This is a genomic window from Halorhodospira sp. 9622, from assembly GCF_022228025.1.
Classification (GTDB): domain Bacteria; phylum Pseudomonadota; class Gammaproteobacteria; order Nitrococcales; family Halorhodospiraceae; genus Halorhodospira; species Halorhodospira halophila_A.
Map to the genome: position 1 here is coordinate 1 of NZ_JAJNRE010000005.1, position 22,743 is coordinate 22,743.

Annotated in this window: 18 protein-coding genes; 3 read left to right on the forward strand and 15 right to left on the reverse strand. The window is 69.7% G+C overall.

Going from position 1 to position 22,743, the window contains the following annotated elements; all coding sequences use genetic code 11:
* Positions 1-38: 38 nt before the first annotated feature.
* Positions 39-590 carry a putative Fe-S cluster assembly protein SufT gene (sufT, locus tag LRG07_RS04010; RefSeq protein WP_201172022.1) on the reverse strand — a complete coding sequence of 184 codons (552 nt, stop codon included), beginning with the start codon at positions 588-590 and terminating at the stop codon, positions 39-41.
* A gap of 141 nt (positions 591-731) precedes the next feature.
* Between sufT and LRG07_RS04015 the strand changes: the two genes are divergently transcribed.
* Entirely contained in the window at positions 732-1,487 is a 756-nt protein-coding gene (locus LRG07_RS04015; RefSeq protein ID WP_201172020.1) for a DUF3429 family protein, read from the forward strand.
* An 18-nt stretch (positions 1,488-1,505) separates the two neighbouring features.
* On the opposite strand, the gene LRG07_RS04020 is transcribed toward LRG07_RS04015, so the two are convergent.
* Positions 1,506-3,065 carry a bifunctional GNAT family N-acetyltransferase/carbon-nitrogen hydrolase family protein gene (locus LRG07_RS04020; RefSeq protein WP_201172018.1) on the reverse strand — a complete coding sequence of 520 codons (1,560 nt, stop codon included), beginning with the start codon at positions 3,063-3,065 and terminating at the stop codon, positions 1,506-1,508.
* Between the two features lie 85 nt (positions 3,066-3,150).
* Between LRG07_RS04020 and LRG07_RS04025 the strand changes: the two genes are divergently transcribed.
* Positions 3,151-4,887: an outer membrane protein assembly factor gene (locus LRG07_RS04025; RefSeq protein ID WP_238641888.1), complete on the forward strand. Its 1,737-nt coding sequence runs from the start codon at positions 3,151-3,153 to the stop codon at positions 4,885-4,887.
* Positions 4,884-8,408 (forward strand): translocation/assembly module TamB domain-containing protein, encoded by a 3,525-nt coding sequence (locus tag LRG07_RS04030; RefSeq protein ID WP_238641844.1) that lies wholly within the window; start codon positions 4,884-4,886, stop codon positions 8,406-8,408. Before LRG07_RS04025 ends, LRG07_RS04030 begins: the two co-directional genes overlap by 4 nt.
* 15 nt (positions 8,409-8,423) lie before the next feature.
* On the opposite strand, the gene LRG07_RS04035 is transcribed toward LRG07_RS04030, so the two are convergent.
* The 13 genes from LRG07_RS04035 to tusB form a co-directional block, all read right to left on the reverse strand.
* Entirely contained in the window at positions 8,424-10,184 is a 1,761-nt protein-coding gene (locus LRG07_RS04035) for a SulP family inorganic anion transporter (RefSeq protein ID WP_201172010.1), read from the reverse strand.
* Positions 10,174-11,439, reverse strand: a complete 1,266-nt coding sequence (locus LRG07_RS04040; protein WP_238632803.1) for a YeeE/YedE family protein — start codon at positions 11,437-11,439, stop codon at positions 10,174-10,176. The genes LRG07_RS04035 and LRG07_RS04040 overlap by 11 nt, the downstream gene beginning before the upstream one ends.
* Positions 11,440-11,613: 174 nt before the next feature.
* A complete protein-coding gene (locus tag LRG07_RS04045) occupies positions 11,614-12,270 on the reverse strand; it encodes a response regulator transcription factor (RefSeq protein WP_201172005.1) in 657 nt (218 codons plus the stop codon).
* Positions 12,248-13,675, reverse strand: coding sequence for a GAF domain-containing sensor histidine kinase (locus LRG07_RS04050; RefSeq protein ID WP_201172002.1), 1,428 nt, complete (start codon positions 13,673-13,675; stop codon positions 12,248-12,250). The genes LRG07_RS04045 and LRG07_RS04050 overlap by 23 nt, the downstream gene beginning before the upstream one ends.
* A gap of 181 nt (positions 13,676-13,856) precedes the next feature.
* Positions 13,857-15,257, reverse strand: a complete 1,401-nt coding sequence (locus tag LRG07_RS04055; protein ID WP_238635572.1) for a cobyrinate a,c-diamide synthase — start codon at positions 15,255-15,257, stop codon at positions 13,857-13,859.
* Positions 15,258-15,265: 8 nt separating this feature from the next.
* Positions 15,266-16,519, reverse strand: a complete 1,254-nt coding sequence (nrfD, locus tag LRG07_RS04060; RefSeq protein WP_201171984.1) for an NrfD/PsrC family molybdoenzyme membrane anchor subunit — start codon at positions 16,517-16,519, stop codon at positions 15,266-15,268.
* A 13-nt stretch (positions 16,520-16,532) separates the two neighbouring features.
* A complete protein-coding gene (gene dsrO, locus LRG07_RS04065; protein WP_201171969.1) occupies positions 16,533-17,270 on the reverse strand; it encodes a sulfate reduction electron transfer complex DsrMKJOP subunit DsrO in 738 nt (245 codons plus the stop codon).
* On the reverse strand, positions 17,260-17,676 hold the full coding sequence (locus LRG07_RS04070) for a sulfur reduction protein DsrJ (RefSeq protein ID WP_201171966.1): 417 nt from the start codon (positions 17,674-17,676) through the stop codon (positions 17,260-17,262). The genes dsrO and LRG07_RS04070 overlap by 11 nt, the downstream gene beginning before the upstream one ends.
* Before the next feature lie 12 nt (positions 17,677-17,688).
* Complete coding sequence (locus tag LRG07_RS04075; RefSeq protein ID WP_238641845.1) at positions 17,689-19,632, reverse strand: NAD(P)-binding protein; 1,944 nt, start codon at positions 19,630-19,632, stop codon at positions 17,689-17,691.
* A gap of 48 nt (positions 19,633-19,680) precedes the next feature.
* Complete coding sequence (gene dsrK, locus LRG07_RS04080) at positions 19,681-21,234, reverse strand: sulfate reduction electron transfer complex DsrMKJOP subunit DsrK (protein ID WP_201171960.1); 1,554 nt, start codon at positions 21,232-21,234, stop codon at positions 19,681-19,683.
* 7 nt (positions 21,235-21,241) lie between these two features.
* Positions 21,242-21,988: a respiratory nitrate reductase subunit gamma gene (locus tag LRG07_RS04085; protein WP_238641846.1), complete on the reverse strand. Its 747-nt coding sequence runs from the start codon at positions 21,986-21,988 to the stop codon at positions 21,242-21,244.
* A 49-nt stretch (positions 21,989-22,037) separates the two neighbouring features.
* Positions 22,038-22,370, reverse strand: coding sequence for a TusE/DsrC/DsvC family sulfur relay protein (locus tag LRG07_RS04090; protein ID WP_011814742.1), 333 nt, complete (start codon positions 22,368-22,370; stop codon positions 22,038-22,040).
* 66 nt (positions 22,371-22,436) lie between these two features.
* A complete protein-coding gene (tusB, locus tag LRG07_RS04095; RefSeq protein WP_201171954.1) occupies positions 22,437-22,736 on the reverse strand; it encodes a sulfurtransferase complex subunit TusB in 300 nt (99 codons plus the stop codon).
* Positions 22,737-22,743: the final 7 nt, after the last annotated feature.

A 22,743-nucleotide genomic window follows, 5' to 3' on the forward strand; every position in this document is an offset into this window, starting at 1 on the left:
GGGGGGCCCCCCCCCGGGGGCGGCGCCAGTGTCTGCGACTACATCAGGCCGACCTGCAGCTTGGCGGCCTCGGACATCATCTCCTTGCTCCACGGCGGCGTGAAGACGAGGTTCACCTGGGCCTCGGCGACGGTGGGCACCATCTGCACCTTGACCCGGACGTCGTGGGCGAGGATGTCGCCCATGCCGCAGCCTGGCGCGGTGAGGGTCATGTCGATGTCCACATGGCGCTGCCCGTGCTCGTCCTTGTGGATGTCGCAGCGGTAGATCAGCCCGAGGTCGACCACGTTGACCGGGATCTCCGGGTCGTAGCAGGTGGCCATCTGTTCCCAGATCAGCCGCTCCACGTCCTCGTCGCCGGCGCCTTCCGGGAGTTCCGGGGGCTGGGGTGGTTCCTTGCCGATGGCGTCGGCGTTGGCGCCGTCGATGCGGAACAGGTAGCCCTGCAGGTAGATGGTGTAGCTCCCGCCGAGGGCCTGTGTCAGCACCCCTTCTGCGCCGGCGGGGATGATGCCGGTGTCCCCGGCGGGGATGACCACGGCTTCGCAGTCGCGCTGGAAGGTGATGGGTTCGCCCTTGGGTGCGTACATGGCTCGGATCCCCGGGTTTGCTGAACGGTGTGGCGGACGGGTTCATGCTAGCAAAAGTGGACTTTCAGAGTCCGCATGTCCGGCGACGGTGCCGCGCCGGATCCCCTACACTGGGGGCGCGATGCAACCGGAGGAGCTGGCATGACAGATGACGGCACGATACGGCAGGGCGGCGGCGATCCCGCATTGGCCCGTGAGCTGAGTTCGGCGACGGTGGTCATCTTCCGCTCGGGGTTGACCGATACCCGTTCGGTGGTGCGGGCGCTGCACCGCAGCGGGGTGGATTACCGGGAGGTCGAGATGCCCATGGGATCGGCGCAGATGCGCGACCGATTCCACCAGCTCCAGGAGATGACCGGCTGGCGGAGCCTGCCCCAGATCTTCGTCCACGGCGCCTTCGTCGGCGGTCCCGATGAGCTCCTCGAGCATCCGGTGGTCGGCGGTGACACCGCAGCGTCGGCACGGGCCGAGCGCCCGGGCCGTGCGCTGGGTTATGCCGGGCTGATCCCGTTCGTGGTCGGCCTGCTGGTGGCCGCCGCCGCTCCCGCGGGGGTCCACGAGCAGGCGGTGGCCGCCACCCTGGCCTACGGCGCCGCCATCCTGGCGTTCCTCGGCGGGGTCCACTGGGGGGTGGCGCTGCTGCGGGACCAGCGCCCCTGGCCGGTCATGACAGTCGGTGTCCTGCCGGCGCTGGTCGGCTGGCTGGGTGCCGGGCTCGGGGTTGTTGCCGCCCCTGCCGCCGGGGCACTGCTGCTGGCCGCCGGGTTCGCCGCCTGGTACGGCTACGAGCGCCTCGCCGATCCGGGGACCGGCTTCCCGCCTTGGTACCGCCAGCTCCGCGGGCGGCTCACCGCCGTGGTCTGCGCTGTACTCGTGCTGCTGGCGCTGATCGCCTGATTTCCGGGGCCGGGCCGATCAGTCCCGGCCCAGCCACTGGATGCGGTAGAGGTCCAGGCGGCGGTCCTTGTAGTTGCGGACGGATCCCTCGTTGCGGATCTCGGTGAGCTTGTCCAGGTCCAGGTCGACGATCAGGGTCATCTCCGTGTTCGGCGTCGTCTCCGCCACGATGGCGTCGTGGGGGAAGGCGAAGTCCGCCGGCGAGAACACGGCCGACTGTGAATACTGGATGTCGATGTTCTCGACCTTGGGCAGGTTGCCGACGGATCCGGTGATCGCCACGTAGCACTCGTTCTCGATGGCCCGGGCCTGGGCGCAGCGGCGCACGCGCAGGTAGCCGGTCTGCGTGTCCACCCAGTACGGCACGAAGAGGATGCGCGCCCCTTTCTGGTTGAGGATTCGCGGCAGTTCCGGGAACTCGGAGTCGTAGCAGACCAGGATGCCGATCTTGCCGATGTCGGTCTCGAAGACCTTCAACTCATCGCCGCCGCGCACCCCCCAGTAGGAGCGCTCATCCGGGGTGATGTGCAGCTTGTGCTGCTCGTCGGTGGTGCCGTCGCGCCGGCACAGGTAGGAGACGTTGTAGAGCGACTGCTCCTGGTAGACCGGCATCGAGCCGGCGATGATGTTGATGTTGTAGGAGACGGCCAGGCGCGACATCTCATCGACGATCTCGTCGGTGTACTGCGCCAGTCCGCGGATGGCCTCGGCCGGGTTCTCCTGGTTGAACAGTGACAGCAACGGGCCGTTGAAGAACTCCGGGAACAGGGCGAAATCGGCGTTGTAGCCGGCCAGGGCGTCCACGAAGAACTCGACTTGGTCGATCAGTTCATCGACCGAGCTCATCGGGCGCATCTGCCACTGCACGGTGCCAACCCGGACCACGGCCTTGCGCCGCGTGATCAGCGGCTGCTCCTTGGGCTCGTAGAAGATGTTGTTCCACTGCACCAGGGTGGCGTAGGCGTGCGAGTCGCGGTCCGACGGCAGGTAGTCGGTGATGATCCGCCGCACGTGGAAGTCGTTGGCGAGCTGGAAGGAGAGGATCGGATCGTGGATCTCGCGGCGCTTGACCAGCTCGATGTACTCCTCGGGCGACATCTCGTCGGCGTGCCGGGTGTAGCCGGGAATGCGCCCGCCGGCGACGATGCCGCGCAGGTTCAGGCGCCGGCACAGCTCCTTGCGCGCGTCGTAGAGCCGACGGCCGAGGCGCATGGCGCGGTACTCCGGATCGACGAAGATGTCCACGCCGTAGAGGACGTCGCCGTTGGGGTCGTGGGTGGTCAGGTAGCCCCCGCCGGTGATCTCCTCGTAGGTGTGCTTGTCGCCAAAACGGCCGTAGTCCACGATGAGCGTGATGGCGCCGGCAACCACACGACCATTGTCCTCGATGCAGATCTGCCCCTCCGGGAAGCGGTTGATCTGCGCGGCGAACTGCTCCCGGGACCACGCCCCGTCCATATCGGGATACACTTGGTCCATGATGCGCGCGACATCGTCATAGTCCTCGAGGACCATGTTGCGCAGGCGCAGGTGGTGCTCATCCTGTTCCGTCCGTTCCGTTTCCGGCTCTTCTTGCATGGACCTCGTGATCCCCTCTTCTGATCGGCCAAGGCGCTCCCGGGGGGGCGCAGCCCCCGAGTATACAAGCCTGTGCCGGCCCTTGGTGACCCCCCCGGTCTGGCTGCCGGTCGTGCTCTTGCTGATCCTGCTGGCACTGCCCGGGCGTCCGGCCCAAGCCGGGGTGGAGGTGGTCATCGAGGGGGTCAGCGGCGAGTTGGCCGATCAGGTGCGCGGCCATATCGGCGAACCGGCATCCGCCGACCCCGCGGTTGTTGCCGCCTTCCGCCGGCGGGCCCCGGAGCGGGCCGAGCGCGGACTGCAGGCCGTGGGCTATTACGACTCGCAGGTCCAGGTGCGTCGCGAGCGGATCGACGAAGAGCAGGTGCGGCTGACCGTGCTGGTGGATCCGGGTGAGCCGGTCCGCCTGAGCCGTGTGCACGTGCTAATCACCGGGCCGGCGGGGACGGATCCGGCCTTCGCCGGGATCGAGCAGCGGCTCGGCCTCGCCGAGGGGGATGTCCTCCACCACGGGCGCTACGAGGCGGCGCGCCGGGCGATCCAGAACCTCGCGCTGGATCGGGGGTACTTCGATGGCCGCTACGTCACCCGCCGGGTCGAGGTGGACCCGGAGGCCCGCGAGGCCGAGGTGATCCTGCATTACCACAGCGGCATACGGTACCGCTTCGGAGTGGTGCAGTTCGCCGAAGCCCCCCTGGCCGAAGAGTTCCTGCAGCGCCTGGTCCCCTTCGAGCGCGGCGAGCCGTACACCGCCGAGCAGGTGGCGGCCTTCAACCGCCAGCTGCTCGACAGCGGCTATTTCTCCGACGTGCGCGTTCGCCCGCAGCGCGATGGCACGGACGAGGGCGAGGTGCCGGTGGATGTGGACCTCTCGACCCGGGCCCGGCATGAGATCACCACCGGGGTGGGCTACACCACGGACCTCGGCGCCCGGATTCGTCTGGGTTGGCGCCGGCCCTGGGTTAACCAGTGGGGTCACTCCCTGGCGGTGGAAAGCGAGATCGCCCAGCGCCGGCAGAACCTGAGCGGCACCTATACGGTGCCGCTGCGCGACCCCCTGCGCACCCAGCTGGAATACCAGCTTGGGGTCCAGGCCCAGGACGTGGCGGACATCGATACCGAGCAGATCACCGCCTCCGTTCAGCACCGGCATCGGCTGGAGAGTGGCTGGCAGCAGGTCCTGTCCCTGCGCGCCCAGCGCGAGCGATACCGCATCGATGACGACCGGCGCACGACGCAGCTCTACATCCCGGGCGTCAGCTGGAGCCGGGTGCGCAGCCGCGGCGGGCTCGATCCGCGCTGGGGCGACCGGCAGCTGCTGGCCCTGGAGGTGGCGGACCCCGATCTGGCCTCGGACATTGAGCTGCGCCGTGTGCGTGCCGCCACCCGCTGGGTGCGCACGCTGGGCGAGCGGCACCGTTTCCTCGTCCGTGGTGAAGTCGGTGCGCTGGCCACGGATTCATTCGCGGATGTACCGCCGTCGCTGCGCTTTTACGCCGGTGGTGATCAGAGCGTGCGCGGCTACAAGTACCAGACGTTGGGGCCGGAGGAGGACGGCACGGTGATCGGCGGGCGTTACCTGGCCGTGGGCAGTGTCGAATACGGTTACCAGCTTACGCCCAACTGGCGCCCGGCGGTCTTTCTCGACAGCGGCAATGCCTACGCCGACTGGGACGACCTCGGCAGCGAAGCGAAAACCGGGGCCGGTTTCGGCATCCGTTGGTCGTCGCCGGTGGGGCCGGTCCGTCTCGATCTCGCCTCGACGGTGGGGGAGACGGATGACTCCTGGCGTCTCCACTTTTCCATGGGGTCGGACCTGTGATCACTCTGCGTCGCCTGTTCAAGCTTTCCGGCACGATCCTTCTGGCGCTGCTCGGCCTGCTTTTGCTGGCGCTTGCCTGGCTGCTGATGACCACCTCGGGGGCGCGCCTGGCCGCCGCCGTGGCCGAGTCGGTGGAGCCGCGGCTGGAGCTGCGGGTCACCGGCGGCAACCTCGCGCGGGGCGTTGAAGTGGCGGACGTGGGCTGGCGCGATGAACGGGTCGACGTCGCCGTGACGAGCGCGGCCCTGGTCTGGCAGCCGCAGCGCCTGCTTGCCGGTGAGGCGCGGGTCGATTCCCTGCGGGTCAGTGGGGTCGAGGTGACCGTGGCCGAGGGAGAGGAGCCGCCGGTCCAAGCCGACCCGGAGGCCCAGGACGAGCCGCTGACCCTGCCCCGCATCGAGCTGCCCCTCGCCGTCGACGTCGAGAACCTGCTGGTCGAGCAGGTGACCCTGACCTTCGGTGACGCCCCGGCGCAGCGGATCAAGCGTCTGGAGACCGCGTGGACGGCTGTCGGCACCGAGTGGCGCATCCATCGGTTGCTGGTCGAGCGGGACGACGCCCGGGTGGAGCTGGAGGGCTCGCTGCATACCGCCGAGAGCTATCCGCTGTCTCTGTTTGTGCGCGGCACGGCGGCAGCCCCCGGGCTGCCGGAACGTCTCCGTTTCGCCTCGCGGTTCGGCGGCAGCGTGGCGGCGTTGCGGGTGACCAGCACCCTGGCTGGGCCGGTCAGCGGCGCGATCGATCTGGATATCCAGCCGCTCGATCCGCAGCTGCCTCTGCGGATCGAGACCGAGGATCTGGATGGCGGCTGGCCCCTGGATACCCGGGGGGTCGTGGCCGCCGAAGGGCTGAACCTGACTGCCGAGGGGGATCTCGACGGCCTGCGCGGCACCCTGGACACCGATCTGACCGGTGAGCACGTGCCCCGCGGGTACTGGCGCAGCCGGTTCGAGGTTGATGCCGAGGGGGCGCGTCTTACCGATTTGCGGGGTGAGCTGCTCGGCGGCGAGCTCGAAGGGCAGGCGCGGCTCGGCTGGGACGCCGACGGGGTGCGTTGGGACGTGACCGCCGAGGCTGTCGCCTTGGATCCGTCGCTGGAATGGCCGCAGGCCCCGCAAGGGGTGAGCGGACCGCTCAGCGTCCGCGGTCAGGCCGGCGGGGAGGGGTGGGCGTTGACCATCGATACCCCCGGCCTGAGTGGCGAGCTGCACGGGCGCGCGGTGGCCGTCCGCGGCCGTGGCGAGCACACCCTGGACGAGGTCTGGCGCCTGAGCGGCATCGAGGCGCGGGTCGATGGTGGGGAGGTCTTGCTGGACGGTGCCCTGGCGGAGACCTGGGATGTAGAGCTACGCGCCCGGCTGTCTGATCTCGGCGCGCTGGACGAGCGTCTGGGCGGCGCCCTGGAGGCCCATGCACGGGTTCGCGGCGCCCCCGACGCCCTGGATATCGAAAGTGCCGGCCGTGGGCGCGGGCTGCGCTACGACGCCTACCACATCGATGCCCTGGACTGGCAGGCCGATGTCCCGGCGCTGGCGCAGCAGCCGGGCGATGCCGTCGTGCAGGCCCGAGGTATCGAGCTGCCCCAGGGGGGAGTCGACGAACTCGAGATGCGCGCCACCGGCAGCCGCGCCGCCCACCACTTAGGGGTGCGCCTGCACGCCCCCGAGGGGCAGGGCCACCTGGGGGTGGCCGGGGGCTGGCAACCGGAATTCGGCTGGAGTGGTCTGCTCGTGGACGCCGGCGGCGAGTTCCGCGACCACCGGGTTCGCCTGGATGCCCCCTTCCCGATGCGCTATGCCGACGAGGAGCTTGAACTTGGGGCGCAGTGCTGGCGTTACCGGGACGCGCGCCTGCAGCTGCCCGACGGTGTGCGCGCTGGCCCCGAGGGGGCCGACCTGCGATTCCTCCTCGAGGGCTTCGACCTGGCCTGGGTAGAGCCTTGGCTCCCCGCCGGGGTTGACTGGGAGGGCGGCCTGTCCGGGGACGGCGCGGTCCGCTGGACCCCGGAGGAGGGTGTGGACGCCCGGGTCCGGGCGGAAAGCCTCGATGGGCGCCTGGCCCTGACGCTACACGACGAATTCGACGATGGGGATCCGGTGATTCGCGACGTCGATTATCAGCGCCTGGCTGTCCAGGGGCGCTATAGCCCTGACGAGGCGGAGGCCCAGCTCGACTTTGAGGCCGCCGATGCGGGCAATGCGGCGCTCCGGGTCCGCGGCGATCCGCGTGCGGACGGTGAGGCCGTTGCCGGCGAACTGAGGGTCGACGGCCTGCGCGTGGGCTTCTTCCGGCCCCTTGTGCCCGATCTCAGCGAACTGGCCGGTGAGGTCAATGCTCGGGCGCAGCTCACCGGTACACGCAGCGATCCGCGGTTGGCCGGGCGGGTCGAGCTGCGGGATGGCATCGTAGCGGCGCCGCAGTCCGCCAGCCGTGTGGAGGACTTGGGGCTGTGGGTCGCTTTCGACGGCGATCAGGCCGATATCGGCGGCGGCTTCCGGGTCGGCGACGGCCAGGCGCGGATCCAGGGGGACGCCGCCTGGAACGGGGATGACTGGCGCGTGGACCTGGGCCTGGACGGGGACGAGCTATGGGCGGACGTGCCCCCGTTCGCCGAGTTGGCGGTCAGTCCGCGGCTGAACCTGGCAGTGCGCCCGGGCCAGGTGCGCGTTGGTGGACAGGTGCAGGTGCCGCGGGGCGCCATCGCCATACGCGAGCTTCCGGACCGGGCGGTAGGGCATTCGCGCGATGTGGTGGTGGTTCGCCGCGACGAAGAGGCGCCGGCGCTGACCGACGCCATGCCCGAAGGCTGGCAGGTAGAGGGGGCTGTGGAGCTGGCCCTCGGCGATGCGGTCACCCTTGCCGCCTTCGGGGTGCGCGGGCGCCTCGGCGGGGCCTTGCGTGTGCTCCAGCAGCCGGATGGATCCACCGAGGCTTACGGCGAGCTGCGCGTCGAGGATGGCGAGTACCGTGCCTACGGGCAGCGCTTGGCCATCCGGCGGGGGCTGGTGCTGTTTGCTGGTCCGCTGGATCGGCCGCAGCTCGATATCGAGGCTGTGCGGCGGATCGAGCGTGACCGGGTAACGGCCGGCATCCGCGTCGGCGGCTTTGCTGACGAGCCCCAGGTCACGCTGTTCAGCGAGCCGACCATGTCCCAGGAGAACGCCCTGTCCTACCTGATCCGGGGGCGGCCGATGGGGGCCGAGGGCCCCGGGACCGACGAAATGCTCGCCTCGGCGGCCCTGGCCCTCGGGCTTTACGGTGGCGCCGGCGTGGTCACCGCGGCGGCCGAGCAGGTGGGTATACGCGATTTCGACATCGACACTGCCGGCGAGGGCGAGGACGCCCAAGTGGTGCTCTCCGGGTACATCACTCCGCGGCTCTACGTCGCGTACGGGGTGGCCGTGTTCAGCCCGGTGAATACCGTGACCCTGCGCTACTACCTGACCTGGCAGCTTTACCTCGAGGCGGTCAGCGGTGAGGATAGCGCCCTCGACCTGATGTACCGTTTCGATATCGACTGAGGTGACGGGGCGCCATCAGACTGCGGCGCCCCGTTGCGGTGCCAGGGGGCACCGGGCTGGATCGAAGGTCGGGTCATCGATCCGCTGGTGGATGGCCTCGATGGCGTCGTCCTCGTGGCGGAAGATGTTCTCCGCGCCGATCTCGGTCTCCAGCCCGGCGCGCTGCATCACCTCCCGGACCTGAAGCTTGACCCCGGCCAGCACCAGGGTCACGCCATTGTCGTCAAGCCGCTCCCGCAGCCCGTGCAGGCTCTCCACCCCGGAGGAGTCGATGGAGGTGATGCCGTCGGCGACGAGCAGCAGGAAGCGCGCCTGCGGGTGCTCGTTGTTGATCTGCAGCACCGTGTCTTCTAGGTGGCCGACATTGGCGAAATAGAGTGGCCCGTCGAAGCGCAGCGCCGCGATGTGCTCGCTCTCGGGCAGGTCGAAAAAGCGTGCGTCGCGCAGCGCTCCGTCCTCCGGGTGGCGCGAGAGGATAACCACCCGTGGGCGCATGGTGCGCAGCAGGTAGAGCACGATCGCCAGCCCGGCGCCGAGGAGGATGCCGTAGTCGAGGTGGGGGGCAAAGATCAGGGTCCCGCCGAAGGTCACCAGCGCGGCGATACCGTCATGGCGGTGGGTGTGCCAGGTCTGTACCAGGGCCCGGATGTTCACCAGTCCGATCACCGCCATGATGATGATCGCCGCCAGGATTGCCTCGGGCAGGTGGTGGAGCAGCGGGGTGAGGAAAAGCAGGGTCAGGCCCACCAGCGCCGCCGTGAAGACCGAGGCCAGGCCGCTGCGGGCTCCGCTGTCGTGGTTCACCGCGCTGCGCGAGAACGAGCCGCTGACCGGGAAGGCCTGGAAAACGCTGGCGGTGAGGTTGGACAGCCCCTGGCCGACCAGCTCCTGATTGGGATCGATGCGGTCGCGGGTACGCGTCGCCAGGGCCTTGGCGATGGAGATCGCCTCCATGAAGGCGACCAGGGCGATCACCGCCGCCGTGCCGAGCAGGGTGACCACCAGGTCCCAGCTCAGCTCGGGCAGCGCGGGCGCGGGCAGGCCCTCGGGCACCGTACCCACCACGGCCCCGCCGAGGTCTTCAAACCCCACCAGGTAGCTCACCGGCACGCCGACGGCCACTGCCAGCAGGACGCCGGGGATCCGCGGCAGCCAGCGCCGGGCGGCGAGCATCAGAGCCAGCGCGCCGAGCCCCATAGCCAGCGTGGGCAGATGAGCATTCTCCAGCCGACCGAGGACGTCGGCGAAGGCCACCAGCATTCCGGCGTCGCGGTCCAAGGGAACGCCGAGCAGGTCGTTGACCTGGGACAGGGCGATGACGATGGCAGCGGCGTTGGTGAAGCCCAGGATGACCGGGTGGGCGAGAAAGTTCACCAGAGTGCCCAGGGAGAAGAGTCCGAGCACCAGTTGGATCACGCCGACCAGGAAGGCGAGGGCGATAGCCAGGGTGATGAACTCGCCGCTGCCCGGCTCGGCCAGCGGGGTCAGTGCCGAGGCCGTTAGCAGGGCCACTACAGCGACCGGGCCGGTAGCCAGCTGCGGCGAGGAGCCCCATACGGCTGCGACGATCACCGGCAGGAAGGCAGCGTACAGGCCGTAGTAGGGCGGCATACCGGCCAGCGCCGCATACGCCATGGACTGGGGGATGAGCACCAGCGCCACGGCGATGCCGGCGATCAGGTCGGCCCGGATGCTCGCCGGGGTTGGACGGGGCCACTCGCGACAGGGGATCAGGCGGCGGGCGGGGGCCCACCGCCCGCTGCCGTCAAAGCGCATCGAGTTGCCTCAGCGATGCCGGTAACAGGCGCAGGTCCACCAAGCCGGTGACCAAGGCCTTGCCGAAGGTCGCCTCGTCTTCGTAGAGGAGCTTGTAGTACTGGACCTTCATGGTTAGGGCACTGCCCAGGATCAGTCCGCCCAGGGCCAGCGGTGCGCTCAGGGCCAGAGTGGACATGCCGGTGATGCCCTGGCCGAAGGTGCACCCCATTGCCAGGGGGCCGCCGATGCCCATGAGGACGCCACCGCTGAGGTGGCGGTTGAAGTCCTGGCGGTCGGCGAACCACTCAAAGCGGAAGCTGCGGCTGATCAGGGCCCAAAGGAAAGAGCCGAGGATTACGCCGCCGATGACCATCACGCCCACGGTGACCAGTGCCGGATCGAAGCCGCTGGCGGTGTATTCGGTGCTCTGCACCAGCGGACCAACGAAGTTGACCCCCTGCGGTGCCAGCCAGCGGGTGCTCTCCGGGCGGCCGGTGTCGGTGTCGGGGTGGTGGAAGTCCCAGTCTGTGGCGTAGGTCTGCAGGGTATCCCGCTGACCCATCTCGTCGGCCACGTAGACGTTGCTGGTCACCGTCCAGACCGCGACGATGCAGGCGCCGATGATCAGGGCCCCGGAGACGGCGTTGCGGTCCCGGCGGAAGCCGGTCACCCGCAGCACGGCGTAGAGCAGGGCGCCGCCGATGAACAGGGCCAGGAGCGGCCGCACCCAGTGCCCCGCCTCGCCGGCGATGAGGCTGCCCAGGTCCTGGCCGTGGCTGTGGGACAGGGCCGTCGCCTGGACCCATCCGAAGAGCAGATCGCGCAGCGAGGCGTCGACCAGCGGCAGGGGATTGACCATGAAAAAGGCCACCGTGCCCAGGATCGCGGCCACGAATAGCGACTTGAGGTTGCCGGCGCCGATGCGCACCACGGTCTTGTTGCCGCAGCCGCTGCCCAGGGTCATGCCGATGCCGAAGAGCAGGCCGCCGACGAGGTAGCCGGCCCAGGCGAAGTCGGCGCTGCGATATGGTGGCATGCTCTCGTCGGCGTTGATCAGCCCCAGTGGCTCGAGCAGCCCCACGCCGAGGATCGCCACGGCGATGATCAGGATCCACATGCGCATCCGCTGCCAGTCCTGCATGTTCACGATGTCGGAGACGGCGCCCATCGTGCAGAAGTTGCTCTTGTTGACGACGGCACCGAGGACCACCGCGATGGCGAAGACGGTGCCGAGCATCGTCCAGTGCGCTGCGATAAAGGAATCGAAGACCATAACTGTGCGACCCTTCAGCGTCGGTTCAGGAGGGCAGCCCGGCGGCGCCGGGCGGTCTGCGTCTCTGCCCGGCACATTCTTCAGCGTGCAAGCGTTGCCCGGAATATCCCAAACGGGGGACTGCAGTCGCTGAACGGCCCCCCGCGCGGGGGAGAGGGTAGCCGAGGTGGCGTCTCAGGTGGTGGGGCGACGGGTCAGCCCGAAGTCCACGGCCTTGATAGCCGCCTCAACCCGGGAGTGGACGCCGAGCTTGCGCAGCACCGATTTGACATGGAGCTTGACGGTCCCGTCGGAGATTCCCAGGTGCCGGGCGATGACCTTGTTGCTCTCGCCGGCGGCCAGGCGTTCGAGGATGTCCCGTTCCCTCGGGGTGAGGCCGGCGAAGGGGTCCGGCGGGGTGTCGTCGGCTCGCTGATCAGGCGGCTGCCCCAGGGCCCGCGCCAGGGTGTCGGTCAGTTGGGGCGCCACGGCGATCTTACCGTCGGTGGCCTGGTGCAAGGCGGAGATCAGGTAATCGGGGTCGTTGTGTTTGAGCAGGTACCCCTGCGCCCCGGCGCGCAGGCAGTCGAACAAGTCGCGCTCCTCCTCGCTGCCGGTGAGCATCACCACCGGCAGCCCGGGGTGCTGATCGTGGATCCGCCGCAGGACCGTCAGCCCGTCCTGTCCGGGCATGCGCAGATCGAGCAGCACCAGATCGGGTCCGAACGAAGCCACCAGGGCGAGCACGTCGTCCTGGCCGGAGCCGCTCGCGGTGGTCAGCCCCTGGGCGTTGAGCAGCTCCTGCAGCGCGGCGCGGAAGAGCTGATGATCATCGACAAGCAGGATACGCATGGTCGTTGAACCCCGCTTGGTGAAGGCTCTTGGTGGTCCACGTCAGGCGCTGCGGCTGCGGCAGGCGCAGATGGATGGCAGTGCCCTGGCCCGGCTCGCTCTCCACGCTCAGGATCGCCCCCAGGTGCCGGGCGCGCTCGCGCATCCCCCGCAGGCCGTGTCCGCGGGGCTGGGTCGGGTCCGAATCGGGTACCTCGTCCACCACGAAGCCGCCGCCGTCGTCCTCGATCAGCAGGCAGAGGTCACCGCCGGGGGTCTCCAGCTGCAGGCGGACATTGCGGGCGCCGCCGTGGTGCCAGGCGTTGGACAGGGCTTCCTCGACAATGCGGTGGATGTGCAGCTGCTCGCGCTCGCCGAGGGCCAGCTCCGGCCAGCGGTGGATCAGTCGGACCTCGATGCCGCTGTCCCGGCTGAACCGGTTGACCAGTCGGCTCAGGGCCGTCTCCAGCGGCGTGCCCAACGCCTGCGTGCGGAACTGCTGCATCACCGTCCGGACCTGGTCGTTGGTGTGGTCGAGCCGGGTGCGCAGATCCTCCAGCGGGGCGAGCAGGGCCTCGGTGTCGGCTCCGCTGCTGACCCGTTCCTCCAGCTGCCGGACCCGCAGGCGCAGCGTGGCCACCTCCTGGGCGACCGTGTCGTGTAGTTCGTGGGCGAGGAGGTTGCGCTCCTCCTGCAGCGCGCTGTGATGGGTGCGGTACTCTTCGCGGATCCGGGCGATGGCCGCGCCGAGCTGACGGCCGATCCACTCCAGCATGCGCGGCGGGTGCATCCAGCGCTGTGCTTCGTGCGGTTCGAAGTACAGGTTGTAGATGCCAACGCCGTTGCCGCCCGGATCGAGAATCGGTACCGCCAGCATGGCCAGCTGTGGTCGGTTCGGCAGCGGGTTGCAGCCGCTGCGCCGGATGCACTGACGCAGGTCGCCGCGGAACTGCACAGCGGTGCGTTCTCCGGCGATGGCGCAGGGGCAGCCCTCCGCCGGCTGACGACGCTCGGCGTCGATGAAGCCGGCGTTGAGTCCGTTGGCCTCGACCAGGCGCAGATAACCCTGCTCGTCGAAGAGGCGCACGGCGGCCGCGGCGGCCCCCGTCTGCTCGATGAGTCGTGCCAGGCCGTGCTCGAGCAGTTCATCGAGGTCGCGGGCCTGCGCCGCCACTACGCCCAGGGCGCTGAGCAGGTGCAGGGCTTCCTGCTCGGTGGCTGAGGATGCGGAGGCATGCGGCGTATCGGGGTAGTGTGTGGGGGTCGGGAGGGTCCGCAACCGGCGCAGCGGCCGCCAGCGGCTGGAGCCGCCGGGTCCCTCGTGGAATCCATGCCCGTGGGGCTCCCGTGCGTTGGGGGGCTCGATAGTGCGCGCCGCCCGTTGCCGGCGCAGGCCGGTTGGGTCCGCATCTCTCCCGGCGTACATGTCTCCTCCTGACGTTCAACCGGGGGCCCTTTGGAACGTAAGTCCTTGTTTTTATTAGGGCCGTTGCTGTTTTTTTCGCCGCAGAAAGTCCGCGGCTATCTGCCTCATATATTCAGACTATATTCATCAGCACGTCCGGAATAAAGGGGGGGAAGGCGAAAAAATTGATCTGACGCAAACGTCACCCTGGGGCGGCGCATGCTGCACCGGACCGCTGCGCGCGGACGAAGTCCACGAAGCGCTCGGCCCATGGCGTGGCCCACGTATGGCGCAGGTGGGCGTACGAGGCCAGGGTGTTGCCGGTGACCAGGCCGTCCCGGCCCCCGCCCAGGCCCTGGCCGCGATCAACGAGGTAGGCGCACGGCAGTTCCTGTGGCAGAGGCGCGCGGAGTCGGGAGTAATGGAATTCGTGGGCCGGGATCCCGGCCGTCCCGGCCCCCGGGTTCCACGGGGCCTGCGGCGAGGCGTGCAGCGTCATGTATCCGTGCCCCTGGGGCCGGTCGGTCATCTCGGCGTCCACCGGGAAAACACCAGCCATGGCGTGATAGCCATCGTGGGTGTGGAGCTGCCGGCACAGGTAGAGCAGTCCGCCACACTCGGCGTAGACGGGCAGTCCCGCCGCCGCAAGCCGGGCAACCGCTCGCCTCATGGCCTGGTTGGCGGCGAGTTCGGCGGCGTGACGCTCAGGGAATCCGCCACCGAGGATGAGCCCGTCGAGCGCTGGAAGGCGCATGTCGGAGATCAGGTCGATCCAGTGAAGCCGGGCACCGGCCCGTTCGAGGGCCTCCAGGTCCCCGGGGTAGTAGAAGTTGAACGCCCGGTCGTGGGCGATCCCGATGTCCACATCCGCCGCCCGCCCCAGGGTCGCGGGTCGGGCTGGGGCTGGTAGTGGCGGGGCCGTCGCCGCCAGAGCCTGTAGGCCGTCAAGATCGAGGTGCGTCTCGGCCCGGTCGGCCCAGCGATCGATCACCCGCTGGGCCTGCGCCTGCTCCGCCGCCGGGATCAGCCCCAGATACGGGGCGTCGATGTGCAGCGTGCGGTCGTCGGGAACGGCCCCGAACACGGGCAGATCGGTGTAGGTCTCCAGGGCCTGGCGTAGCTTGCGTTCGTGGCGGGAGCCGCCGACGCGGTTGAGGATCACCCCGGCGACCGGGGCCTGCGGGTCGAAGCCGGCGTGGCCGAGGACCGTGGGGGCGATCCCGCGGGTCATGCCCCGGGTGTCGACGATGAGCACGATCGGTGCCTGCAGCTCTGCGGCCAGTGCGGCGTTGCTGTCCCGGCCGCCGGGGTCGACGCCATCGTGCAGGCCCTTGTTGCCCTCGATCAGCGCCAGGCTGTCGCCGGCCCCGGCCACCTCGGCGCGGATCTCGTCGCGCGCCATGGTGTGGTGGTCGAGGTTGCGGCACGGGTGGCCGCTGGCCAGCGTCAGCCAGCCGGGGTCGATATAGTCCGGCCCGCGCTTGTAGGGTCGCACCCCGACCCCCTGGCGGATCAGGGCTGCGGCCAGGCCGACGCTCAGGGAGGTCTTGCCGGAGCCCTTGTGCAGGGCCGAGAGGTAGAGCCTGGCTGGGTGTCCGGTCATGCCGCGGGTCACTGGCCCGGCTCGGGGGTTGCCCGGGTTTCGGAGTCGGCTGCTGGCGGGTCTTCCGCCGCCGTTCGCTCCTCCGGGGGGTGCACCGCTGCCAGGGGCAGCGCGCGCAGCGCCAGCAGGAGGATGAGCAGGGCCAGCCCGGGGCCGGCCAAGCTCAGCAGGGCCTCCCAGGCGCTGGGGAGGTAGGAGGCAGCCTCCCCGTCGAAGACGGCGCCCTGGACCTCGCGCCCCGGAAAGATCTGCAGCGGAAAGGCCTGGGCACCGACGATCATCACGAAAAGATGGGCGAACCCGCCGATCAGGGCAACCCCCGAGGCCCAGGCGAGGGCCTGACCACGAGCGCGGGCCGCCTTCCGCAGCAGGAGGAGAGTGGGCGTGATGATGCCGACGGCGACTGCCCCGAGCCAGAACACGATCGGGTAGACGCCGCCGTCGACGAGGAGGAAACGGGCAATGTCCCTATGGCCCGGCTGGTAGGCAAGGGTCACGAAGTGCAGCGCCAGCAGGGTGGCCAGGGCCAGCAGTGCGACGAGCAGGATGCTGCCGAGCCGCTCCGTGGCCCGGGGCGGCGGCGCCTGGCCCTGGGCGCGCAGCACCGCCAGCCAGATCAGGGAGAGGGCCGCCGTGCCCAGGGTGAGTGCGGCGGCGAGGAAAAGCGGCATCATGATGGCGCCGCCGTAGACCGGACGGGCGGCGAGCATGGCGAAGATCGAGCCGACGTTCAGCGCCAGCAGGACCGCTACCACCGCGGCCAGGGCGCCGGCGGTCACCGTGTAGCGACGCATGCGCGGCTCGATCAGGGTGGCCAGGTAGAGCAGGGCGACGGCCAGAAACGCCGTGTACAGGAAGAGGTTGCGGCTGAAGCTCGACATCAGGTTGAGTTCCAGCGGCGGAAGGATGCGCTGCGGGCTGCCCAGATCCAGGCTGAGGACCGCCAGCCCGCCGACCAGCAGTGCCGCCGCGGACGCCGTGCCCAGGCGGGCCCACGGCTCGCCGGATTGCCCCAGGGCGCCGGGGGCCAGTGCCGCCAGGGCGAAGGCCCCGGCGCCAGCGAGGATCAGGCCGATGGCGACGACGTGTGGCCACCCCCAGACCACCTGCTGGCCCATGCCGGTCAGGTGGTGGCCGGCCACGATGAGATAGAGGCCTGTTGCCGCCCCGATCAGCGCCAGCACGCCGGCGCCAGCCATGGCGGCAGCCCAGCGCAGCGGGTGGCGCGTGCCCAGGTGTTGATAGCGAATCCGTGTCGCCATGACTGATGCTCCCTCAGGACAGTCCGTGGTAGCGCACGCCGGCATCCAGCGCCAGGTCCGGGCGCAGAGATTCGGCGCTGCGCTCGCGCAGGGCGTGGCGTATCTCGCTGTCGGGGTCGTTGAGATCGCCGAAGACGAGGGCCGCGTGCCCCGCCTCGGCGCAGCGTGCCACGCAGGCCGGGGCCTCGCCCCGGTCGATGCGGTGGACGCAGAGGGTGCATGACTCCACGGTACCCTTGCCCCGTGGGTGGTTGGGCGAGCGTTCGTCGACCGGCGCATGGACGAAGGCGCGGGCGTGGAAGGGGCAGGCCACCATGCAGTAGCGACAGCCGATGCAGCGATGCTTGTCGACCAACACGATGCCGTCGGCGCGCCGGAACGAGGCCCGTGTGGGGCAGACACTGACGCAGGGCGGTTCGGCGCAGTGCTGGCACATCACCGGCGCAGAGTGGCCGGGACCGTCTGCCTCGGCCGGCTGCAGGTCCACCTTGCGGATCCAGTGGATGTCGCCGCCCGCGTTGTCGGCGGCGGGCCAGCCGTTCTCCTCGCGGCAGGCGTCCACGCAGGCCCGGCAATCCCGGCGGCAGCGGTTGGTATCCACCAGCAGTCCCCAGCGGGCCCCGGCATCGGCCCCGCCATCCGGGTGTGCCTGGACTAGGAAAAGCCCGGGGGCGAGCGCGGCGCCGGCAAGCGCCGCGGCGCTGCCGAGCAGCCGCCGGCGGCTGATGCCGCCCGGATCCCTATCGCTCATCGTGCCCCTCCGTGTCGTCGCTGCTGTGGCATTGGAAGCACGCCATCTCCACGGCGGTGTACTCGTGGCAGCTGGTGCAGAAGGCCATCTCCGGGACACCCTGCGCCTGCTGCTCGGCAGGGGTGGCGTGGCAGTTCACGCACCCCTGCAGGCTCTTGTCGGCGTCTCGCCGGCCCTCGCGCACTGACTCATCCTTGTGCGCCCGGAGCAGGTCCATGTGCTCGCGGCGCATGGTGCCGGCATCGTCGTGGATGCAAGCGTCGCCCCGGGGCTCGGGACGGTCGGCGAGGGCTGACGGCTCGCCACCGTTGCCGGGCAGGCCGCCGATGGCCAGGGCAAGGCCGGTGGCCACCAGCACCAGTGCGGCCCCGGAGCCGATCCACGCCAGTCGATGTCTCCGCCGCATGGCCGGTTCCCCCTACTCGCCCAAGCCCATCTCGATGTACCCCGTGGGGCAGACGTCTCGGCAGATGTGGCAGCCCACGCAGCGGCTGTAGTCGGTCTGCACGTAGCGGCCGATGGCCCGCTCAGTTTTGGGCACGCGCTGCACGGCGGTCTGTGGGCAGTAGACGAGGCAGTTGTCGCACTCGAAGCAGAGCCCACAGCTCATGCACCGGCGAGCCTCGCCAACGGCCGTCTCGGCGGGCAGCGGCTGGATGCGTTCGCTGAAGTCGCCGATCACGCCTTCCGGGTCGATGGCTCGGCGTTCGCGCTCGGGGCGTTCCCCGGGGGTGAAGTGGCCGAGGTAGAGCCGGTCGTGGCGAATCACCTCGTGGGTGGCGCGGTCCTCGAAGTTGTGGATGGCGAAGCCGCTCGTATCGGTGCCGCGCACCGCTGCCGGCTCATAGGGTTCCGGTTCGCGGCCTGCCCGCCGCAGCGCGTCGAGCAGTCGGAAATGGTGGGCATTGACCTTGGGCGGCCGGGACGGCTCGCGGCCCTGGAGGTAGGCGTCGATGCCCTGCACTGCCGTGGCCGCCTGGCCGATGGCTGTGGTCAGCAGGTGCGGCTGGATGATGTCGCCGGCGACGAAGTGGCCCGGACGGCCGCTGAGCTGGTAGGACTGGTCCGCATCCATGAATCCGTGGCCGTTATCCAGCGCCTCGAGCCCCTCGAGGTTGCCCCGCTGGCCGATGGCGGCGATGACCAGGTCGGTTTCGACCCGGAACTCCGTGCCTTCGATCGGGTGCGGGGTGTTGCCCTCCATGCGGCACTCGGCGAAGCGCACCGCGCAGGCGCGGCCGTCGGCGTCGCGCTCGACGGCCAGGGGCATCACCCCGTCGCGGATGGTCACCCCCTCGCGCAGCGCGTCCTCGATCTCCTGCTCCGAGGCGGCCATCTCCTCACGGGGAAACAGGGAGGTGAGAACCACCTCCGCTCCCTCGCGGATCGCCAGGTTGGCGGCGTCGTGGGCGGTGTAACCGAGCACGGCGTGCTCCGGCCGGTCCTCGTCGGGCAGCTCGGCACTGTAGCCCAGGCGTCGGGCCACGGAGGCCACATCGATGGAGGTGTCGCCGCCGCCGATGACCAGGATCCGGTCGCTGACCGCACCTAGACGGCCCTCGTTGAAGGCGCGCAGGAACTCGACGCCGGTCAGGCAGTTGGACGCCTCGTCCCAGCCGTCTACCGGCAGGGGACGCCCCTCGTGGGTGCCCACGGCCCAGAGTACGGCGTCGTAGTTGCTTTCGAGCTGTTCAAGGGTGACCTGCTCGCCGACCCGGTAGCCGGTGCGGACGTTGACGCCGAGGTCGAGGATGCGCTGGATCTCGGTGTCGACGACCTCGCGCGGAACGCGGTAGCCGGGGATCCCGTAGCGCATCATGCCGCCGAGCTCTGGCTGCGCCTCGAACAGGGTGCAGCGGTGGCCGCGCTTGCGCAGCTGGTAGGCGGCGGACAGCCCTGCCGGGCCACCGCCAATGACGGCCACGTGGTGCCCGGTGTCCGCTCCGGGCTCGCCGAGGTCCAGGCCGTGATCGCGGGCGTAGTCGCCGATCGTGTGCTCGATGGCGTTGATGGCGATGTGGTCGTCGACGACCCGCCGGTTGCAACCCTGCTGGCAGGGCGCGGGGCAGACGCGCCCTATCACCGCGGGGAAGGGGTTGGCGGCGGCCAGGCGGCGGAAGGCGAGCGCCTGCCAGGCCTCGCCTTCGGCGGGTTTCTCCAGGCCGCGGGCGGCGTGCAGCCAGCCGCGGATCTCTTCGCCGGCCGGGCAGTTGGCCTGGCACGGCGGTGTGCGGTGGACGTACGTCGGGCATTTATGGGACGTGTCCGCCTTGAAGATCTGCTCGCGCCAGGCGCGCTGCCGGTCGTCGCCGTCGCGGTAGCGACGGAACGTAAAGGGGATCTCTTCCGCGTGGGTCGCCATGACTCTCTCCCTCGTTATTCGGCCGGGGCCCGCGGGCCCAGCGCCGGCTTAAGCCTCGCTGCGGTCCAGCCGCACCGCGTTGCCCACCACCTCGTGGAGGCTGATGACGGTCTCGCGCGGGATGTCGTAATACGGCAGGACCTTGCTGAACTGGGCCTTGCAGATGGCGCAGATGGCCACCATGCGGTCGACCCCGTGCTCGTCCATGGTCTCGCGCAGTGCGGAGACGCGGGGCTGCGCGCCCTTGACGCGCAGCTCCATGAGTTCATCGGTGAGCAGCCCGCCCCCGCCGCCGCAGCAGAAGGTCTCGTCGCCGATGGTGGCGTCGGCCATGTCCCGGAAGTTGTGCACGCTGGCGCGCAGCAGACGGCGGGGGATCTCCAGCTGCCCCCCGGGGCGCTGACCCATGCGGGAGGCCCGGGCGACGTTGCAGGAGTCGTGGAAGGTGACGCCGCCGTAGTGGCTGTTGGCCTCCGGGTCGAGGCGGATGGCGCCGCTGTCTACCAGGTCCTGGGTCAGCTCGCAGATGTGCTGCGGTACCGGGTAGCGCGGATCGAGCTGGCGCTGCAGCGCCCGCGCGTAGGTGTCGTCGGCATCCGCCCCGCGGCCGATGCCAGCCAGGGTGTTCCAGAAGCTGTACGCAACGCGCCAGGCGTGGCCGCACTCGCCGACCACGATGCGTTTGACACCCAGGTCCACGGCGGCCTTGCGGATGCGCTCGGCGATCTGCTTCATCTGCTCGTAGCTGCCGATGAACATGCCGAAGTTGGCCGCCTCCGAGGCGTAGGAACTCAGCGTCCAGGAGAGGCCGGCCTGGTGAAGGACCTTCGCGTAGCCCATCAGGCCGTCGACGTGGGGCTCGGCGAAGAAGTCCGCCGACGGTGTGACCAGGAGGATGTCCGCGCCCTCCTGATCGAGCGGGATGCGGATGTCGTGACCGGTGTCGTCCTTGAGATCCTCCTCCAGGCCCTCGAGGGTGTCCTCGAGGGCTGGGCCGGGGAGGCCGAGGTTGTTGCCGACCTTGTGGACCTTGCCGATGATCTCGTTGGTGTACTTCTGGCCGAAGCCGGCGGCGTCGAGGATCTCCCGGGCCGCCATGGAGATCTCCGCGGTGTCGATGCCGTAGGGGCAGAAGACCGAGCAGCGCCGGCACTGCGAGCACTGATGGAAGTAGGTGAACCACGCCTCCATGACCTCGCGGGTGAGCTCGCGGCCGCGGACCAGACCCGGGAAGTTGCGGCCGGCCGCCGTGAAGTGGCGGCGGTAGACATCGCGCATCAGGTCCTGGCGTGCCACTGGCATATTCCGCGGATCGGTGGTGCCCAGGTAGAAGTGGCATTTGTCGGTGCAGGCACCGCAGCGCACGCAGGCGTCCATGTAGACGCGCAGCGAGCGGTTGCGCTCGAGCAGGGTCTCCATGCGCGCCAGGGCGCGCTCCTGCCAGTCCTCCGGGATCTCGCCCGGGAAGCCGAGCGCCTCCTGGTGATCGCTGCTTGCCGGGTGCGGGCGCACGTGCCCGGTCGCCTCGTTCTCCATGCGCGGCGGGCCGTTGGCCTCGGGGTCCGCGGCAAGGGGCGGCACTTGGAAGGGATCCTGGCTCACGGCATCCTCACTCGTGCGGTTGGTGGGTGGCTTCCTGCTCCAGGGCGCGTGCCCACGGGGCGGTATGCCGGCGCTCCCGCGGGTTGTCCGGCTGATTGCGGGTGGGGCTGAAGAACACCCCGGCGGCGTGCAGCAGCTTGCTGAACGGGAAGACCATCATCAGTAGGGCGACCAGCGCCAGGTGGAGGAGCAGGAGCGGTTCGGTCGGCAGCGGCTGCCAGTCGAACTGCATCAGGCCGATGAAGAACGCCTTCACCGCCACGATATCGGTGGGCTGGAAGTGCTGCAGGCCCAGCCCGGTGAAGCCGATGGCCAGCAACAGGGCCAGGGCGGCGTGATCGGAGGGGGTGCTGATGTGGCGCACCCGCTCGATCCACAGGCGCCGCAGCCACAGGCCGATCAGGGCTGCCGCGAGTACGTAGGCGGCATACAGCCCGAGCGGCTGGATCCAGACCAGCCATTGCGGCACCGGATCGAGGAAGTAGCGCAGGTGGCGCAGGATGACCAGCAGCAGGGCCACGTGGAAGGCCCAGCTGAGCAGCCAGAGCAGCTTCTCGCCGCGGAAGAGGCTGCGGAAGGCCACCACCTCGCCGGTCACGCGCAGGGCGGCGCCGCCCCGGGAAGTCGGGGCGGGCGTGGTGGGGATGCGCAGCGGCGCTGGCGTGCGGGCGTAGAGGTAGACCCGCGCCGCCAGGCCGAGCACCAGCACCACGGTGGCGGTGTAGAACAGCACGGCAAAGATTGCTGTCAGCACGGTACTCGCTCTCCCTGTCGCTCCCCGGGGCGGCGCTGTTGCCGTGGGCCTAGACGCAGCCGGTGGGCTTGGGCAGGCCGGCGTAGCGGCAGGCCTGCTTGGCCGGGCCGTAAGGGAAGAGTTCGTAGAGGTATTTGCTGTTGCCCTTCTCCGGGCCCAGGCGCTTGCCGATCTGCTTGGTCAGCACCCGCACCGCTGGTGCGATCTGGTACTCGTCGTAGTACTCGCGCAGGAAGTTGATGACCTCCCAGTGCTGCTCGGTCAGCTCCTGGCCATCTTCCTGCGCCATGATCTCGGCCACCTCGGGGCTCCAGAGGCTCAGGTCCTCGATGTAGCCTTCCTCGTCGGTGGGGATGGTGGTGCCGTTGACCTGGATTGCCATGGTTCGCTCTCCTCTTCTGCGGTCGTCTCTCTTCTCGTGGAGCCGGTGCGGCCGTGCCTCCGGTGCTCAGAGCCAGGCCTGGTGCGGCCCGTGCTCGGCGACCAGTTGCACGAAGCCGGTGTAATCGACCACCTCGATACCCTCGGCGATCTGCTCGGGGTCGATGCCGCGGGCCTCCAGATCGGGGCCGAGGACGTAGACCCGCCCGTCGCGGGCCGGGGTGTCGAGCTTGCCGGCCGCGTCACTGCGTGCCACGGCGGCGTAGACTCCGTCCTCGATCAGCAGCAGACGCTCGTTGCCGAGATGGGCCAGGCAGGCGTCGAGGTTGGGGGTCTGCCAGGGGGATTTGTTGACGGTGTGCAGCACGACGATT